Annotated in this window: 20 protein-coding genes; 6 read left to right on the top strand and 14 right to left on the bottom strand. The window is 54.1% G+C overall.

What is annotated here, in order from left to right; all coding sequences use genetic code 11:
* Positions 1-89: 89 nt before the first annotated feature.
* Complete coding sequence (gene cmoA, locus MLE19_RS02105) at positions 90-833, top strand: carboxy-S-adenosyl-L-methionine synthase CmoA (RefSeq protein WP_240716422.1); 744 nt, start codon at positions 90-92, stop codon at positions 831-833.
* A 1-nt stretch (position 834) separates the two neighbouring features.
* A complete protein-coding gene (gene cmoB / locus MLE19_RS02100) occupies positions 835-1842 on the top strand; it encodes a tRNA 5-methoxyuridine(34)/uridine 5-oxyacetic acid(34) synthase CmoB (RefSeq protein WP_240716421.1) in 1008 nt (335 codons plus the stop codon).
* A 19-nt stretch (positions 1843-1861) separates the two neighbouring features.
* Here the strand turns inward: cmoB and MLE19_RS02095 are convergent, their stop codons facing one another.
* The 4 genes from MLE19_RS02095 to MLE19_RS02080 all read right to left on the bottom strand — a co-directional run bounded on the left by MLE19_RS02095 (position 1862) and on the right by MLE19_RS02080 (position 5335).
* Positions 1862-2536 (bottom strand): zinc metallopeptidase, encoded by a 675-nt coding sequence (locus tag MLE19_RS02095; RefSeq protein ID WP_240716420.1) that lies wholly within the window; start codon positions 2534-2536, stop codon positions 1862-1864.
* 114 nt (positions 2537-2650) lie between these two features.
* Complete coding sequence (locus MLE19_RS02090; protein WP_240716811.1) at positions 2651-3775, bottom strand: App1 family protein; 1125 nt, start codon at positions 3773-3775, stop codon at positions 2651-2653.
* Complete coding sequence (locus MLE19_RS02085; protein ID WP_240716419.1) at positions 3775-4338, bottom strand: type 1 glutamine amidotransferase domain-containing protein; 564 nt, start codon at positions 4336-4338, stop codon at positions 3775-3777. The genes MLE19_RS02090 and MLE19_RS02085 overlap by 1 nt, the downstream gene beginning before the upstream one ends.
* A 109-nt stretch (positions 4339-4447) precedes the next feature.
* The gene (locus tag MLE19_RS02080) at positions 4448-5335 is read right to left on the bottom strand and encodes a helix-turn-helix transcriptional regulator (RefSeq protein WP_240716418.1); all 888 of its coding nucleotides are present in this window, start codon (positions 5333-5335) and stop codon (positions 4448-4450) included.
* Positions 5336-5518: 183 nt separating this feature from the next.
* On the opposite strand from MLE19_RS02080, the gene MLE19_RS02075 reads away from it, so the two are divergent.
* Genes MLE19_RS02075 through MLE19_RS02065 form a run of 3 tightly spaced genes read left to right on the top strand, consistent with a single transcriptional unit; the run spans position 5519 to position 7754 of the window.
* Positions 5519-6178, top strand: a complete 660-nt coding sequence (locus tag MLE19_RS02075; RefSeq protein WP_240716417.1) for an ABC transporter permease — start codon at positions 5519-5521, stop codon at positions 6176-6178.
* Entirely contained in the window at positions 6175-6891 is a 717-nt protein-coding gene (locus tag MLE19_RS02070; protein ID WP_240716416.1) for an ATP-binding cassette domain-containing protein, read from the top strand. The genes MLE19_RS02075 and MLE19_RS02070 overlap by 4 nt, the downstream gene beginning before the upstream one ends.
* Positions 6892-6944: 53 nt before the next feature.
* A complete protein-coding gene (locus tag MLE19_RS02065) occupies positions 6945-7754 on the top strand; it encodes a substrate-binding domain-containing protein (RefSeq protein WP_240716415.1) in 810 nt (269 codons plus the stop codon).
* 81 nt (positions 7755-7835) lie between these two features.
* Here MLE19_RS02065 and cysN read toward each other — a convergent pair whose 3' ends face one another.
* The 6 genes from cysN to MLE19_RS02035 form a co-directional block, all read right to left on the bottom strand.
* Entirely contained in the window at positions 7836-9278 is a 1443-nt protein-coding gene (cysN, locus tag MLE19_RS02060; RefSeq protein WP_240716414.1) for a sulfate adenylyltransferase subunit CysN, read from the bottom strand.
* 1 nt (position 9279) lies between these two features.
* A complete protein-coding gene (cysD, locus tag MLE19_RS02055) occupies positions 9280-10272 on the bottom strand; it encodes a sulfate adenylyltransferase subunit CysD (RefSeq protein WP_240716413.1) in 993 nt (330 codons plus the stop codon).
* A gap of 160 nt (positions 10273-10432) precedes the next feature.
* On the bottom strand, positions 10433-11179 hold the full coding sequence (locus tag MLE19_RS02050; protein WP_240716412.1) for a phosphodiesterase: 747 nt from the start codon (positions 11177-11179) through the stop codon (positions 10433-10435).
* Positions 11179-11625 (bottom strand): DUF1249 domain-containing protein, encoded by a 447-nt coding sequence (locus MLE19_RS02045; protein WP_240716411.1) that lies wholly within the window; start codon positions 11623-11625, stop codon positions 11179-11181. The genes MLE19_RS02050 and MLE19_RS02045 overlap by 1 nt, the downstream gene beginning before the upstream one ends.
* A 2-nt stretch (positions 11626-11627) precedes the next feature.
* Positions 11628-12332: an NUDIX domain-containing protein gene (locus MLE19_RS02040; protein WP_240716410.1), complete on the bottom strand. Its 705-nt coding sequence runs from the start codon at positions 12330-12332 to the stop codon at positions 11628-11630.
* Positions 12333-12404: 72 nt separating this feature from the next.
* Positions 12405-13064, bottom strand: coding sequence for a hypothetical protein (locus MLE19_RS02035; RefSeq protein ID WP_240716409.1), 660 nt, complete (start codon positions 13062-13064; stop codon positions 12405-12407).
* 160 nt (positions 13065-13224) lie between these two features.
* Between MLE19_RS02035 and greB the strand changes: the two genes are divergently transcribed.
* Positions 13225-13776, top strand: a complete 552-nt coding sequence (greB, locus tag MLE19_RS02030) for a transcription elongation factor GreB (protein WP_240716408.1) — start codon at positions 13225-13227, stop codon at positions 13774-13776.
* Positions 13777-13819: 43 nt separating this feature from the next.
* Here the strand turns inward: greB and MLE19_RS02025 are convergent, their stop codons facing one another.
* The 4 genes from MLE19_RS02025 to MLE19_RS02010 form a co-directional block, all read right to left on the bottom strand.
* The gene (locus MLE19_RS02025) at positions 13820-14548 is read right to left on the bottom strand and encodes an SIMPL domain-containing protein (protein WP_240716407.1); all 729 of its coding nucleotides are present in this window, start codon (positions 14546-14548) and stop codon (positions 13820-13822) included.
* A 117-nt stretch (positions 14549-14665) separates the two neighbouring features.
* Positions 14666-15688 carry a zinc-binding alcohol dehydrogenase family protein gene (locus MLE19_RS02020; protein ID WP_240716406.1) on the bottom strand — a complete coding sequence of 341 codons (1023 nt, stop codon included), beginning with the start codon at positions 15686-15688 and terminating at the stop codon, positions 14666-14668.
* A 23-nt stretch (positions 15689-15711) separates the two neighbouring features.
* Positions 15712-16554 (bottom strand): fumarylacetoacetate hydrolase family protein, encoded by an 843-nt coding sequence (locus tag MLE19_RS02015; RefSeq protein WP_240716405.1) that lies wholly within the window; start codon positions 16552-16554, stop codon positions 15712-15714.
* A gap of 72 nt (positions 16555-16626) precedes the next feature.
* Positions 16627-17367: an SDR family oxidoreductase gene (locus tag MLE19_RS02010; protein ID WP_240716810.1), complete on the bottom strand. Its 741-nt coding sequence runs from the start codon at positions 17365-17367 to the stop codon at positions 16627-16629.
* Between the last annotated feature and the right edge of the window lie 143 nt (positions 17368-17510).

Below are 17510 nucleotides of genomic sequence, written 5' to 3'. Positions count from 1 at the left end.
ATCCTAACCAAGTCTATTCTAGCCAGGCCTGTTCTCGTTAATTAAGGGCGCGTAAACTAATACGCCTTTTCCATGATTCCGGCTTGCCCATGAGTGATGCATCTTACCGTGACGCTATCTTTTCGACACCCCTTGACCGAGTAGCAAGGTTCTCTTTCGATGAGAAGGTCGTCGCGTGCTTTCCCGATATGATCCGCCGCTCGGTGCCTGGTTACGGGCAAATTCTGGGTATGTTGAGCTTAATTGCCCAGCGCCACCTACGCCACGGCGCCCATGTATATGACCTGGGCTGCTCGCTGGGCGCTTCGGGGCTTGCTTTGGCTGGCGCCCTGCCGCCGGATGCTTTTCGCTACACGGGCGTTGATCTGTCACCCGCCATGGTAACTCAGGCACGGCAAACCTTTGCTGATGAGTGCCCTGCACACGAGATGCAGGTGGAAGAAGCCGATATACGTACCCTGGAGTATGCACCTTCAGGCATGATCATTCTCAACTTTACGCTGCAGTTTCTGCCTGCTGCTGACCGCGATGCATTGTTGGCAAGGCTTTATGCAGCGCTTGAGCCCGGCGGCGTGCTGATTCTTTCAGAGAAAACGGTCGATGCCGACGAGCGTGATAATGCATGGCGCGTTGAACGCTACCACGATTTCAAGCGTGCCAACGGCTATAGCGATTTAGAAATTAGCCAGAAACGCACCGCCCTTGAGAACGTGCTGGTACCCGACACTCTCGATGCGCTTCATGGCCGTTTGCAACAGGCAGGCTTTCCTCGCTCAGTGACCTGGTTCCAGTATTTGAATTTTGCCTCACTCATTGCGTTCAAGGAGGGGTGAGGTGTTGTTACCCGATGATCACCGTGTTCTGTATCAAGCGTTTCTAGACCAAGCTACCCTCGATAAATCGCTAACGCCCTGGCTTGCCAAGCTACCCGAACAGTTGGCCTATGGGCTTGACCGTAATCGTCATGGCGACCTCTCCGCTTGGGAAAAAGCCGTCGCTAAGCTGCCTGCGCTCCCCAGTGAGCGGCGTGTAGATTTAAACAGCGACACCGTCAGCGTTGAACTGGAACTTAGCGATAGCCAGCAGCGCCAGTGTTTTAACTTATTAAGAAAGCTCGCCCCCTGGCGTAAAGGCCCTTTTCAACTGGGTGGCATTCACATTGATACCGAGTGGCGCTCAGACTGGAAATGGCAACGAGTCGCCCCGCACTTGGCGCCGCTGAAGTATCGCAAGGTGCTCGATGTAGGCGGCGGCAGCGGCTATCACGCTTGGCGGATGGCTGGGGCCGGGGCTGCTTTTGTATTGGTGATCGACCCTTCACCGCGTTTTTACTGGCAGTTTCAGGCGGTACGCCACTTTGTCGGTAATGCTGACGGGGGCAGAACGCAGTTTTTGCCAGTGGGCATCGAAGATGTGCCGGAGAACCTGGGCTTTTTCGATACGGTATTTTCCATGGGTGTGCTCTACCATCGCCCTGCCCCATTGGAACATCTTCAGCAGCTAAAAGCGGCGCTGACGCCTGGCGGCGAGCTGGTGCTCGAGACTTTGGTGGTCGAAGGCGACGAGCAAACGGTCTTTGTACCCGGCGAACGCTACGCCGCCATGCCCAACGTCTACTTCCTGCCCTCTTCCAAAGCGCTATGCCACTGGCTGGAGCGCTGCGGCTTTACCAACGTGCGGGTGGTAGATGAAGCAGTTACTACACTTGAAGAGCAACGCTCAACGGCGTGGATGACTTACCAGTCGCTGGCGGACTTTCTTGATCCCAATGACCGAACCCGCACTATTGAAGGCTACCCCGCCCCACGCCGGGCGGTGATTTTGGCGAATAAGCCCGGGTAAGTGTTGGGCACTTTCATCTTTAACGCCGCAATATCACCAACCAGCGGCCTAGATTCATCACGCTGGCCAGTGAAGCGGCCACATAGGTAAAGGCGCAGGCGGTGAGTACGTGCCTCGCGCCTTTCATATCTGCAGGCGGCACGTACTCTTTCAAAAGCGGCAGCGCCCGATTGAAGCTAGCATCGAACTCCACCGGCAGCGTCACTAGATGCACCACGGCTGCAGTACCGAAGCTGATCACTGCCATTGCAATGACTATTGCCAAACCGCCCGGTAAGCGCGTCAAAATAAATAGAAAAGGGGCGGCCATCATCAGCACAGCACCGAGTTTCTCGGCTTTTTGAGCAACGCCTACTAACCGGCTGCGCGCCACGAGTGGCGCATAACCCTGATAATGTTGAATAGCATGGCCTACTTCATGGGCAGCCACCGTGACAGCGGTTAGCGAACGGCCATCATAATGATCCGGGGAAAGCCGCACGCAGCGTGTTTCCGGGTCGTAATGGTCGCCGAACTCGGTGCGCTCGACACTCGCGCCCACAATGCCGAGCCTGCGCAGTAAATGGTCGGCAAGTTCCGCCCCCGTGCCGGGGTAATCGTCACGACCACGGGTATGGCGTTTAAGCACCCATTTGGCCCATACGTTGGGGAGCACGAAAACGGCCAGTGCAAAAATGATCAGCAGAACAACCATGGCAGCCCCTATCCACACACAACCGCCGTTAGACAAACGACGGTGAACAATGTTTTACCAGATTAGCTTTTACCATGGGGACTGGCTTGGCAACAGCCTCGTCCGGGAGTGCGCTTATGCAGGATCAGGATCGTTGCGCTGCTCTTCCACATCGCGCCTTACTGCCGCTAAACCATGGGAAGATATATCGCCCTGGGCGTGGGCATGCTCAGCAATCAGAACGCTATCAGCGGCAAGCACCAATTCGCACTGAGTACCCACCAGCTCATCACGCAGCCGCTGGATTGCCTCTTCTCGCTTGGGATTTTTATCCACGCGCCGTATATAGATGGCTTTAATGCGATTTGGGTAAGCCTTCACGATTTCGATATACACTTCTGGGTCGTGTTGGCCGCTATCGCCAATGAGTATGCATGGCATGTCGTTATAGAGGGTAAGCATGCGGTCGATCAGATCGCGCTTATGCTCCTCTGCACGGCGAGGCCATGGCCTGCGCCATGAAATTCCCCATTCACGCAGAAATAAGATAGGGCCGACGGGAATGCGATTGATCTGAAAGAAGGTTTCAAGCATTTCGTATATCGCCCACGGCCCACGAGAAACATACAAAATGGGGCGTTCAGCGCGCTCACTTACGCCGCGATGCAGCGCTTGATAAAGCGATGCGACGCCAGGAAAAGCCGTGCGCCGGTGAGGTTTTTTAACGAACAGGCGATAAAGCATTTTCAGCTTCTCTGCTACACCGGTGAACATGACCGTATCATCGATATCACTAATGACCAGCAAGTCAGCCTCCGGTGGCGGCACGTAAACCTCTACGTGGGTGCGTACCGGCGTCTGCCCTGGGCAATGAACCAGAATATCAGCGCGGTGCCAGGAGACATCGATGGGTAGGGTGTGGCTAATCGGCAAATGCACATCGAAATAGCCATCCCGATCCGTGCCGACGCAGAGCTTATTTTCGCCTATATGAATCTCTACCTGAGCATCGGCCAGCCCGCGGCGCAAAATTCGCCGTGCCACATCTGCGGTATCGCGCAGCATGCCATGGCGAGGGATCGCCCGGCCAAGTGCGGCCTGACGAAACACCCTACCCATGACAAATATTTCACGCTGGGAACCGTAACCGCGGTAGGGGTGAACCACCATGCCACCGCGGCCACTGTCGCCTTTAATAGGTTTGGCAATAACGTGGACAAGCCTTTTAACAAAGCTTGCCCACTGACGCAGTATGCCCATCAAGCGTGTTGACCGGAGTGACGCCCTTCCTGAAGCTCTTCGAGTAACTTGGCATTGAAGGCATCCAAGTCTTTCGGTGTGCGGCTGGTCACTAGACCACTGTCGACGACGACAGGCTCATCCACCCATTCAGCGCCAGCGTTGAGCAGGTCTTGTGCAACGCTAGGAACGGAGGTCATACGACGGCCTTCTACCACGCCTGCATTGATCAATATCCAGGGGGCATGGCAAATCGCTGCCACGGGTTTACCTGCTTGGAAAAACGCTTTTACGAAGCTCAATGCTTCATCGTTGGTGCGCAGTTCGTCAGGGTTGAATAAGCCACCGGGAAGTACCAGCGCGTGGTAGTCAGACTCATTGACATCAGCAAGCGCTTTATCGGCCTCGTAGGTGTCGCCCCAGTCGGTTTCCGCCCAAGCCTTAATTCCCTTGCCATCGGGGGTGACCACGTGAACCTCAACGCCCTCTTTCTGTAGCGCGGCACGCGGCACGCTCAACTCAGACTCTTCAAAACCAGCGGCGGCTAAAATAGCCACTCGTTTACCGTTTAGTGCTTGTTTCATCATGCTCTCCTTTTCGTGATGATTTGCGTCTGTAACGCTCCACTAGTGTGGCGCATATAGTAACAGCGTCAAGCTACCCTGCTAATGAATCGAGACTATCGATCCTGCGCTAAGCGTTATGGACGATCTTACCTGTTTCAGCAAGATTATAACCCCCTAACTGTGCTGCACGCTCGGCAAAGCGGGATTGATGAGTAAATGCCAACAATCGCTGTATTGGCGGTTCGAAATAGCTCCGTCGCTGCATGATTAAGTCAAACGGCTCCTCGCAAAGAGGAACGAAGCCCAATTGCTGTCGGTGAGCTGCGGCCTCAACCCCTAGCCCCACATCCGCCTCGCCTTGCCGAACACTCAATGCCAAATCATCTTCACTCAAGGAAGCATGAGGCGCCCAGTTAAGCGTTGAGCTATCGATGCCCGCTTGTGACAATAGACAACTCAGCAACCTTGCCGCACCGGCATCCGGCTGGCGATGCGCCACGCGAATGTTTGCTTTTTGCAAATCGCTTAGCCCTGCGATCTTCAGTGGATTATCGATGGGCAATAGCAGCCCTTGGCGGCGCGTAGCCCAGTGCACGATCAATAGATCACGCATGCCGCTTAAACCTAATGCACCGGGTTCGTTGTAGCGTTGAGATATCGGATCGAGCAAGTGAATGCCCGCCAGCATGGCTTTGCCATCGAGTAAGCGGCGCACGCCATCACCACTGCCCTGGCACAGCATGGCCAAATCGGAGCTGCTCTCTCGAATAGCCCACTCTAATAATGGGTCCTGACTGCCTGCGACCACTAGCGGTAGCGAAAATCTCTGGGCCTGATCGCCCTCTAAATGACTCAGCACCCATAGATCAATCTGCTGACGAGGAAACAGCAGCTTTCCGGTTATCCGGCTACAGGGGATTTGGCCTTGGCTGACCAGATCGTACACCTTACGCTCTTTCAGTCGTAGGTAGTCGGCGACTTCAGCAGTAGTCAAATAAACGTGTCGTTCAGTCATCTCAATAGAGCCTCAATAGGCATGTGCCTGCTATTGGCAGTTTACTGCATAAGACTGCATTGATTTCAGCTGACAGTGCAATCGATAATTTTTCAGTACATCATGCGCCCATACACCTGATAATGACGCTAACGCTCAATGCCGACTAGTGACAACGCCTTTAGGACTGCCCTCGCTCTCATCATGAGCATGGATAGCGCGCTACTCTCCATCGTCATACTTTCGCTACAGGTCTCGCTAATAGCCGTGTTCGTGGCCAGCCTGTTAGCACTGCCTTTGGGGGCTGCCCTCGCGCTATGGCGCTTTCCTGGGCGCAACGGCGTCATTATTGCCCTCAATGCTCTGATGGGGTTACCGCCAGTGGTTGCTGGACTCTGCGTTTACCTACTGCTTTCACGCGCAGGCCCACTGGGTGAATGGGGGCTACTATTCACTCCCACGGCGATGGTCATCGCACAGGTGATATTGGTATTGCCGATTATTGCCGCCCTTACCCGACAACAGATCGAAGCGCTGCATGCCGAGTACGCCGAGCAATTGAACTCCCTTGGGTTATCACGTAGCCGCATGATTCCGACACTGCTTTGGGATGCGCGCTTCGCACTAATGACTGTCATACTGGCGGGCTTTGGTCGTGCCAGCGCTGAAGTGGGCGCTGTAATGATCGTGGGTGGCAATATCGATGGTGTCACTCGCGTGATGACCACCAGCATTGTGCTAGAAACCAGCAAGGGCAACCTGCCCATGGCGCTTGGCTTAGGCATTATTCTGCTCGCGCTGGTGACCATGATTAATGCCATCGCACACATCATCGGTGAAACGGCGAAAAGGCGGCTGGGATGAATGTACATCACACACCTCCCGTGGCGGCCCTGGAACTCGATAGTGTGGGCTTTATCCATCGTGGTCATACGCTGCTTAAACCTACTTCGTTGCGCCTTACAGGCTGCCAGCGAACGCTAATCATGGGGCCGAATGGTGCAGGCAAAAGTCTATTAATGCGCTTGGCCCATGGCCTATTGACGCCTACTAGCGGCACGGTGCGATGGCAAGGCGCGCCGCCTGCCCAAGCCATGGTCTTCCAGCGCCCGGTGCTGTTGCGTCGTTCGGCGCTGGATAATCTCACCTACGTATTGGCAATTCATAAAACAGCTCGTCAACGCCGTAAAGCCCAGGCCATGAGTGCGCTGGAAAAGTTTGGCTTAGCCCACCTCGCTAAGCGTCCAGCACGGGTACTTTCCGGCGGCGAGCAGCAGCGTTTAGCGCTAGCGCGAGCCTGGCTGCTCAATCCTCAAGTGCTGTTTTTAGACGAGCCCACCTCGGCGCTGGATCCCGCCGCTATTAAAGCCGTTGAAGATGCAGTGCTTGAGTTTCATCACAGCGGTACACGCATCGTTATGACTACCCACGACTTACATCAAGCCCGTCGTTTAGCCAACGATGTGCTGTTTCTACATAACGGCGAATTACTCGAACATACCCCTGTTGATGAGTTTTTTACTACCCCCTCCTCACCCGAGGCGGGGGCGTTTATTCGGGGCGAGCTGGTTTGGTAACCCTGAAGCTCGTGAACTCTGTGACTAATAAACAATGATCAAGGAGCAATAACATGAAGAAAGCGACTGCATTTATTACCTTAGGCGCCCTAGGCCTGACCTTTAGCGGTTCGTTGATGGCGGCCGATGATTACATCACGCTGGCCTCCACCACCTCGACTGAAAATTCAGGTTTGTTCGACGCTATCATCCCCACCTTCACCGAAGAGACGGGAATTGAAGTTCGTGTTGTCGCAGTAGGCACCGGTCAGGCGTTTGAGATTGGTCGCCGTGGTGACGCCGATAGCCTGTTAGTTCATGATACGGCGGGCGAAGAGCAGTTTGTGGCCGATGGCTATGCCACTGAACGTCTTAATGTCATGTACAACGATTTCGTGATCGTTGGCCCGAGTGATGATCCTGCAGGAATCAGTGACAGCGAATCTGTCACCGATGCCATGCAGCGTATTGCAGAGAGCGCGTCACCTTTCGCTTCACGCGGCGACGATAGCGGCACCAACCGCGCTGAACTGCGCTTGTGGGAAGATGCTGGCGTCACGCCAAAGGGCGAGTGGTATCGCGAATTGGGTAGCGGCATGGGCCCCACGCTAAACACCGCCGCCGGTATGGATGCCTATACATTTACCGACCGCGCCACCTGGGTTGCCTTTGAAAACCCACAAGACCTAACCCTGCTGTTTGAAGGCGATGAAGCGCTATTCAACCAGTACGGCAGCCTACTGCTCTCGGAAGAACGCCATCCAGATCTGAAACACGATCTTGCGGCTCAGTGGCATGAGTGGCTGGTCTCTGAAGAGGGTCAGCAAGCGATTGCGGATTTTGAGGTAGACGGCCAGCAGCTGTTTTTCCCTAACGCTGAGTAATATTTGTATTCTTAAAAACACAGCGGCCCGCTTTAAAATGCGGGCCGCTGTGTTTTGTGCTGCACTGGTGCATCAACGCTCTTAGCGGTTGAATAAGCCGCTGATATCTTTCGCTTCCCAGTGAGGAAAATGCTTACGCACCAGGGCATTTAGGTCGCGTTCAAATGCCGCCCAATCGGTGGTGCTTGAAACACTGCCTGGAGCGCTTGCCGTGCCGCGGATCATACCGGCGCCTACGGTCACGTTAGTCAACCGATCAACGATAATAAAGCTGCCGGTACCGGGGCTGGTGCGATAATCATCCACGGGAATGGCGGCGGTCAGCTCAACGTCGCAGCGGGCAATCGCATTCAAACCCAGCGAGTGTGTGGCATGCTTCTCCAAGGTGTTGACGTCGATTTGGAAATCGATCGCGCTCACCTGACCTGAAAGGTCGCGGGTCGCCAGTTTGAAATCATAGAGCTTGCCCGGTGCTAGTACTTCTTCGTGCATCCAGACAATATCGGCTTTAAAGCTATTGGAGAGCGGCAGTTCGCTATCCACTGCTACCAGCCAGTCGCCCCGGGAGATATCGATTTCATCCTCCAGTGTCACCGTAATCGCTTGGCCTGGATAAGCGGCGGCAAGATCCCCATCAAAGGTGACAATCCGAGCAACCCGCGATGTTTTACCCGATGGCAAGACTTTAACGGCTTGACCAGGGTGCAACACACCGGCGGCCAAGGTGCCGCAGTAACCGCGAAAATCAAGGTTTGGACGGTTCACGTACTGTACCGGCAAGCGCAGATCGCTTAGGTTTTGATCGCGGGTGATCTCAACACTCTCAAGTAGCTCAATCAGCGTTTGCCCCTGGTATTCACCGGTAAAGTACCAGGGCGTCTGTTCGCTACGATTAACCACATTGTCGCCATTCAGCGCCGACATCGGCACAAAACGAATATCCGGCGCCTGCAGGTTGGTGGCAAAGGCGCGGTACTCCTCGACTATCTCGTTGAAACGCTGCTCGGAGAAGCCCACCAGATCCATCTTATTGACCGCAATGACTAGGTGCTGGATGCCTAGCAGGTCGGCAATAAAGCTATGGCGGCGCGTTTGTGTCTGCACGCCGTAGCGGGCATCGATCAAAATAATCGCCAAACTGGCCGTTGAAGCGCCGGTGGCCATATTGCGGGTGTACTGCTCATGCCCTGGGGTATCAGCAATAATGAATTTGCGCTTATCGGTGGAGAAAAAGCGGTACGCTACATCGATGGTAATGCCCTGCTCACGCTCGGACTGCAGGCCATCCACCAACAGCGCCAAATCAACCGTATCACCGGTCGTACCGCTGGTTTTAGAAGCCTGGGTGATCGCTGCCAGTTGATCTTCAAAGATCATTTTCGAGTCGTGAAGCAGACGGCCAATCAGTGTCGATTTACCGTCGTCTACGCTGCCGCAGGTAATAAAACGCAGCAGATCTTTATTCTCGTGCTCGTGCAGGTACTGCTCAATATTATCGGCGATCAAGTTGGATTGATGAGACATTTTAGAAGTACCCCTCGCGCTTTTTCTTCTCCATCGAACCGACTTGGTCGCGATCAATGGCACGACCACTGCGCTCACTGGTTCGGGTCAACAGCATCTCTTGGATAATTTCCGGCAGCGTTGCGGCTTCGGATTCCACGGCGCCGGTCAAGGGGTAGCAGCCTAGCGTTCTAAATCGCACCGACTTCTGTTCAGGCACTTCGCCAGGCGCTAACGGTAGGCGGTCGTCATCGACCATAATCTGCATACCGTCGCGCTCGACCACCGGGCGCTTGGCCGAGTAGTAGAGCGGTACGATGGGAATCGATTCTAAGTAGATGTATTGCCAGATATCCAGCTCGGTCCAGTTGGAGAGCGGGAACACGCGGATCGATTCGCCTTTATTGACCTTGGCGTTATACACATTCCACAGCTCAGGGCGCTGATTCTTTGGGTCCCAACGGTGATACTTATCGCGGAACGAGTAGACACGCTCCTTGGCCCGGGACGCCTCTTCATCACGTCGAGCGCCGCCGAAGGCCGCATCAAATCCATACTTATCCAGCGCCTGCTTGAGCGCTTGGGTTTTCATGATATCGGTGTATTTGGCGCTGCCATGATCGAAGGGGTTGATATTGGCTGCCCGCCCCTCTTCGTTGGTATGCACGATCAGTTCCATTCCCGCCTCTTTGGCCATGCGGTTGCGGAACTCGATCATCTCGCGAAATTTCCACGTGGTATCCACATGCATCAGTGGGAATGGCGGTGTACCAGGGTAAAAAGCTTTACGCGCCAAGTGCAGCATGACCGAAGAATCTTTGCCGATGGAGTACATCATCACCGGGTTGGCGAACTCAGCGGCGACTTCACGAATAATGTGAATAGACTCGGCTTCTAACTGCTTGAGGTGGGTCAGGCGCGCAGCATCAGGTGTATGGAAAGCCTCCTGCTGTGGCGCTGAAGAGCGTGTTGCTGAAGACCGCTCCTTTGAAGAAATAGTAGACAATTGGGTCATGGCCCCATACCTCACAAGAACAAGCTCATCACTTAAGCTAAAGAATATTGTATGTTCGAATGCAGGTAGGGTAACGCCGAGCCAATAATAACCCAAAAGAATTAATAACTATCTTTTTATTCCATAATTGACTAACAAGGACTGGTAGATCGATTGAGGATCACTCAATACGCTCTACCCAGGTCTGCCACTCGCTCCCTGAAAGCTCACTCCAGCTTAAATCGACAATGCGATAACCAGGGCGAGAAGCTTCATCAATGGCGAACTGCTCAGCGCCGGGCAGAAACTGATCGGCCATCGCCGGGCAGCCATAAACATCAATCGTGTTTTCGCCCAGGCGATGGTGTTCGGCGTAAGCTTGATGCACGTGACCGAACAGGATGATGTTTACCTGAGGGTATTTGCTAATCAGCTCCCAAAATGCATCACGATCTTGTAGGCCAATGGCATCCATCCACACAGCGCCGACATCCACCGGCGGGTGATGCATGGCGATGAGCGTGGGGCGATCATCTTGCTCTAACTGCTCTTGCAGCTTAGCTAATTGCTCGCTTCCCAGCTTCCCAAAGGGTTTGCCTTCCACCTGGGTATTGAGCAGCAAAATGCGCCATGGGCGAACATCCACCTCTCCCATTAAGGGGTGCTCAGCCGTCATCAACGCGAGCTGGTCGTGATTCCCCGGCAGCCAGTACCATGGGCAGGGCAACGTCTCCATTGCCTGCACCGCCAGAGAGTACGAGGCGGCGGATTCGTCCTGGCTGATATCCCCAGTGAAGATCACAATATCGGGCTGTTCGGCCTTCACAGCGCTTAATACCTGCTGAAACTGGCGCCAAGGCACGCCTGCACGGGAACGTGCTTCGATGACCGCATGTAGGTGAGCATCGGAAATCTGTACCAATCGCACTAGGGCATCTCCGGCACATCATGGGTGTGCCCGTGGGCCAGGCCGTGAGCTAACCATTCGCCTAAGAAACGGTTGAGCTGAAGCTTTTCATCTGGCTGATGCATACGGGCATTGGGGTAGCGGTAGCGGCCACTAAAGTGGCGCTCGCGCTGAAAATCGGTGACTTCCGCCATACGCACATCATGATAAAGATGCACACGCATGCGCGGCCCCTCCAACACTGCATCAAGCGGGCCGGTCTGGGAGACATCCACCATGGTGGTATAGGGTGCCTGCTCTTGAATAAAAAGATGCAGATCGCCGAAGTACTGTTTATCACCACGCAAGGCAATATTACGGCGTTGACCAGCCTCCATGTCGCCCACAAGCCGCACCATACGTAAATAGTTGGCGCTGCACTCCCCTTGGAGCGATTTTAAATCGGTGACGTAGGCCGTTCTCGCCATGTTCACTCCTCGTTTGTTTCGCTTTGCGTCAACGGCCGCTGTGAGGCGGCGCGTAATGAGGCTCGCTGGCTATTAAGCCAATGTAGACCAATTAAAGACATGGCGTTGTCGAGTCGCCCCTGCTCTAAGAGTTCCCAGGCATTTGCAAACGGCATGACGTGAACACGAATATCTTCATGCTCTTCATCTAAGCCGTGAATGCCACCTAAACCTTGGGTATCTACCAAACCACAAAACAGTGTCACTTGCTCGTTGCAGGCGCCAGGGCTTGGATAATAAGTGTGTAGTTTGGTCAGCTCGCTCACTTTACAACCGGCTTCTTCCCACGCTTCACGGCGAGCCACGTCTTCCACTGACTCGCCCTCCTCGACTAAGCCAGCAACGAACTCAAGCTTCCAGGGAGACACCGAATCATCAATTGCACCAGCGCGAAACTGCTCAATAAGCACCAATGAGTCTCGCTCAGGGTCGTAAAGCATTACCCCTACCGCATCAAAGCGGTTATGCACTTCACGGCGCATTGGCTCGCTCCAGCCGCCTTCAAATAGGCGGTGGCGAAGCTCTAGGGCTTCAAGGCGGAAAAACCCCTGGTGCAGCGTTTCACGCTTTAATAATTCAACGTCTTCACGGTTTAACTGCGGAACGCTAAGCGTCGTGCTGCGAAATGGGACGTTTCGTTCAGAAGCGTACTTTGGGCTGGACACCATGAGGCACTCCCGGTAGTGATAATCGCTCTATTATCAGTGCTTGCCACCGGGAATGCCAATTACGTGGGTAGATTACAGTTGGCTGAGCATAGCCTCTGCGTCGCGGCGCAGCGCTTCATCGGAGGCTTGGCGGGTGTCCCGGGCCGTACCGTTAACCGCACGCTGTGCATGCTCACGAGCAGCCTGAGCATTGCCCTCCTCCTTGAGGAAAGCGGCGTAGTAGTAGTTCACATCAATCCCGTCAGGACGGATTTCCAAGGCGCGCTGGAACATTTTTTCAGCAGTATCACTATTCCCAAAACCGAGCGGGCGTCCCGGTGCACGATCATAGAGCGCCCCTAGCGTCACGTACGCGGAACCATTCAGCCCTTGAGGATCTAGCTCAATCGCTTTTTCCAATGCGTCACGCGCATCCCCTGCGGTTCCCAGCGCACCTAGACCGCCACGTTCACGAGCATAAGAGGCCAAAATAATGCCCTGCCAAACCAGCACATCGGCTTCATCGCTATATTGGTTGGCGAGTTGTTCTGCCTCACTGACTAACGCTTTTAGTGTGTTTTCACGCTCATTGGCAGGCAGTGCCGTGACGGTGTGCTCCCAACGGTTCTTGAGTGAAAATAGCTCACCTTCAAAAGCAATGGCCGTTATGGGTGACAGCGTCAGCGTACTGCCTATGGCAGCAGTGATTATTAGCTTTGATAAAGATAGACGTGAAAAAGAGAGAGTTCGCATAGAGGCTCCTGAATTATTGTTGTACAGCTGAGGCCTAAGAGTGGCGGGCCTCTCACATAATGTAACGAACGTTTGATTGATTCGCCAGCGGCATGTTCTTTGGTATGCTTCGCTCAATTAACGTAAGCTGGTTGGTTCCAGACATAATAGGGACACGGTAATGAAAGGCCGCAACATGACCCGCTGGCGCGATCCAGCAAAAGATCCGCGTCAAGCCCCTAAAAGCAACCTGATTACTGCAGAGGGGGCGGCCCGCTTGCGCGCCATTCTGGACCACCTCTCGCGAGTAAAGCGCCCAGCGATTTCAGAGAAAGTAGGTGAAGCGGCGGCCCAGGGTGACCGTAGTGAAAACGCAGATTACACCTACAACAAGAAAGAGCTAAACCGGGTGATCGCTCGTATTACCTACCTGACGAAGCGCTTGGACGAGTTACAGATCGTTGATCGCCTACCCGCCGACACTAGCAAGGTGTTCTTCGGTGCCTACGTCAGCTTGGAAGATGAAAACGGCGTACAGGTATATCTTAGGATTGTTGGCCACGACGAGATCGACACTAAAAAACGCTGGATCAGTATCGATGCCCCCATGGCCAAAGCGCTGCTTGGCAAGCAGGTGGGTGATGATGCAAAAGTGCTCACGCCTAATGGTGATATGTTTTATACCATCACCGAGATCGACTATACGGGCAAGCCTTCCACCTCAAGCAGTTAACCTAGCTGGGACTGCTCCTCTAAAGCTCAGCCCCTTAGGCAGCCTAATCTTGTAAGGCATAGTCCACCGTTGTAACGACACGTACGCGCTTGGTTTGCGGCGTATAGCTATCCAAGTCTTCAATGGAAAAGTAGCCCTGGGTCGCTTGGCGAATTTGGCCCACCTGGCTACCGGAGTCTTGCGCAAATTGCTGTGCGGCGTTACGCGCATCAGCAGTGGCCGCCGCAATCATTTCGGGCTTGATTGCATCAAGGCCGGTAAACAGAAATTCCGTGCGGTATTCATAGCTAGGCGATAGTAGTACGCCTTCACGCACCAGTGATGTCGCGCTGGGGATCGCCGCAATTACGCCCTCTACATCGGGCGTGCGAAGCAGTAACGTTGCTTCAGCACGGTAGCGCTCATCGGGCCGCTGATTACCGTATAGGTTGCTGAACTGATCGGTAATCCGCGGTGGTGTCGAGTTGATATATTCTGGCGCAAAGCCTTGGGCTTGAAGGAAATCTCGGATCGACTGTTCGTCTTCTGACAGCTGCTGCTCCAGGTCACTCAGGCTATTGGCACTGACGCTGTAATTAAACGGCCACAGCACCAAGTCCGCCGCCACCTCACGCTCGGCCAAGCCACGCACTGTTACGCTACGCGATGACTGCTGCCACACCTCAGCGGCTCCCTTGATATAGCTACCGCTCCAGACCAGCCCAAGGGCCAGCAAACCGCCAAGCAAAACAGCGCTTCCCAATACCGCTGTATTACGTATATTTCCCGCCATTTCAACCACTCCCACTCACAACCGTTAAATTAACGACTACTGATTTGCATCATAGACCTTAAAGTTAACTTCGTCGGCGGTTGATTGTGGCAAGTTTGAGGAAATGATGAAGACGTATTAAAAGTCAATCGAGATCATGGCCTTGATGACCTGATTGGCAGGGTCACACCACTGGGGCATTTGGGTGGGTATGTCGGCGAGCGGCGCCCGGTGAGTAATCATGGCTTCAGCGTTAATGCTCCCACTCTCCATCAGGGCCACCACGCTATCGAAATCTTCACGAGTTGCGTTGCGGCTCCCCATGAGAGTCAGCTCCTTCTTGTGGAAATCAGGGTCGCTAAAGGTAATATCGGCTTTTACCACGCTTACCAACACGTAGCGTCCACCATGGCCTGCCAGATCGAACCCCGCCTGCATGGCTAGCGGGCTGCCAGTGGCGTCGAACACCACATCCGCTAATGCGCCGCCATTCAATAGACTTATACGTTCAGCCACATCGGCGCCCTGTGGGTTTGCCACTACATCAGCACCCAGCACATCGCGGCAAAAAGCCAATCGGGAAGGGTTAGTATCGACCATCAAGGTCCGTGCACCTCGGCTTTTAGCCACTTGCAGCACGCCCATACCAATCGGGCCTGCACCCACGATCACGGCAAGCTCATCCGCTTCTAGCGCGCTACGCCTTACCGCGTGAGCGCCAATCGCCATGCACTCCACCAGCGCCAGTTGATCGATAGTCAGTGTTTCCGATACCACCAAATGGGTAGTAGGAACGGACAAGTACTCCGCCATTCCGCCATCTTGATGGACGCCAATCACCTGCATGTTCTGGCAGCAGTTGGTTTTATTCTGCTGGCAAGCACGGCACTCCCCGCAATGCAGGTAAGGGATAACATAAACCTGCTTGCCTAATAAATGCTTGGCTTGATCATCAGCGACCTCAACTACCTCACCGGCTAACTCGTGCCCCAGCACGCGAGGGTATTCAAAATAGGGCTGATTGCCGCCATAAGCATGAATATCCGTTCCACAGATACCAATACGGCGAATCTGCACCACGGCATGCCCAGGCGAACACTCAGGTTTATCGGCGTGAGCGAGCTCCATATGGTGCGGTTTTGTACAGACAAGCACTTGCATGATTACGCTCCTTTCAGCCGCAATTAGGCCTGTACGACCCTCTGCTGCTGTTCACCCAGGCCTTCAATCCCTAACCGCATTTGCTGGCCGTTGCGAAGGTAAACAGGTGGTTTTTGCCCCATCCCTACTCCTGGCGGCGTTCCGGTTGAGATCACATCGCCGGGTTGCAGGCTCATAAAGCGACTCAAGTAGCTAATTAAAAAAGGGACTTGATAGACCATGGTGCGGGTATTGCCATCCTGATAGCGGTGGCCGTCAACCTCCAGCCACATACTCAGTTGGTGGGGGTCTGCGACTTCATCCCGCGTTACCAGCCAGGGGCCTAAGGGGCCGAACGTATCGCAGCCTTTACCTTTATCCCAAGTACCGCTGCGCTCTAGCTGAAATTCGCGTTCAGATACATCGTTAACCACACAGAAGCCCGTCACATGGGCCATCGCATCGGCTTCATCGATATAACGGCCACCTTTGCCGATAATGACCCCAAGCTCCACTTCCCAGTCGGTTTTCTTCGAATTGCGGGGAATTTCAACGTCGTCATTAGGGCCGCAGATCGCGCTGGTCCATTTGTTGAAAATAACCGGCTCCGGCGGCACTTCAGCACCCGTTTCAGCCGCATGGTCAGAGTAGTTAAGACCAATGCAGATAAACTTGCCTACCTGACCAACACAAGGCCCAAAACGCATATCCTCTGCCACCTCCGGCAGCGTGGTCAGATCGACATTACGCAATTTATTTAAGCCATCATCGCTCAATACATCGCCAGCAATATCACCCACGACAGAAGAGAGATCACGTACCTTTCCCTGACTATCCAAGATACCCGGTTTTTCCTGGCCCGGTGAGCCAAAACGTACAAGTTTCATATTGTTATGCCTTCTAAAGTGATTAGGTATTGGCTGAAAAGTCGGCGAGCACAGCCAATTTCCAGACAGAGCCTAGTTAGCCCAGCCGCCATCAATCAACTGTGCAGTCCCGGTAATAAACTCAGATTCATCACTCGCCAGGAAGGTCGCCAATGCGGCGACCTCTTCTACTCGTCCTAACCTGCCCATTGGCTGGCGGGCAATGAAAGACGCCAGCACGTCGGCGTCACTGCGCCCCTCTTTACGCGCCTGCTCGGCGATACGCTGCTTTAACGAGGGCGATTCCACCGTACCAGGACAGATAGCATTGCAACGAATGCCTTGCGTCATAAAGTCAGCAGCTACCGATTTGGTGAGACCAATCACCGCTGCTTTAGAAGCGCCATAAGCACAGCGATTCGCCACCCCTTTAACGCTGGATGCCAAGGAAGCCATATTGATGATACTGCCGCCCCCATTTACTAGCATGCCCGGTAAAAAAGCCTGCAAAGTATGAAACATGGAGGTGACATTAATATCCAGTGAGCGTTGCCAAGTAGCTTCATCACACTCGAGCACAGACCCCCCCGCCACCATGCCCGCACAGTTGAAGAGTATGTCTAGGTTAGGCAGTGAGCTAGCCAGTTCATGAATCGCTTTGCTGTCCGTGACATCCAAACAGTAGGCTTCAACGCCCTCCACACCTTCTAGCGAGGCAATATCGATATCTGTTGCAAATACTCGCGCCCCCTCCGCTACAAAGCGTTCGGCGGTAGCGCGTCCAATACCGTTCGCAGCGGCGGTGACCAGTGCAGTTTTGTTATTGAGTCGCATCATGTGGCACATCCCTGGTAGCAGCATGACCCAGAATGGTAGGAGCATGCTCAAAGTCAGAACATCTGAATGTATGACAGCTTGACCAATAAATCGAGTATGGACGAGCAACTTTGGCCCTGGCAAGCTTGCCTAGGGCCAAA

This window comes from Vreelandella neptunia, assembly GCF_022489065.1.
Taxonomy (GTDB): domain Bacteria; phylum Pseudomonadota; class Gammaproteobacteria; order Pseudomonadales; family Halomonadaceae; genus Vreelandella; species Vreelandella neptunia_A.
The sequence above is the reverse complement of the archived record's forward strand: the minus strand, read 5'-3'. Positions and strand labels throughout refer to the sequence as shown.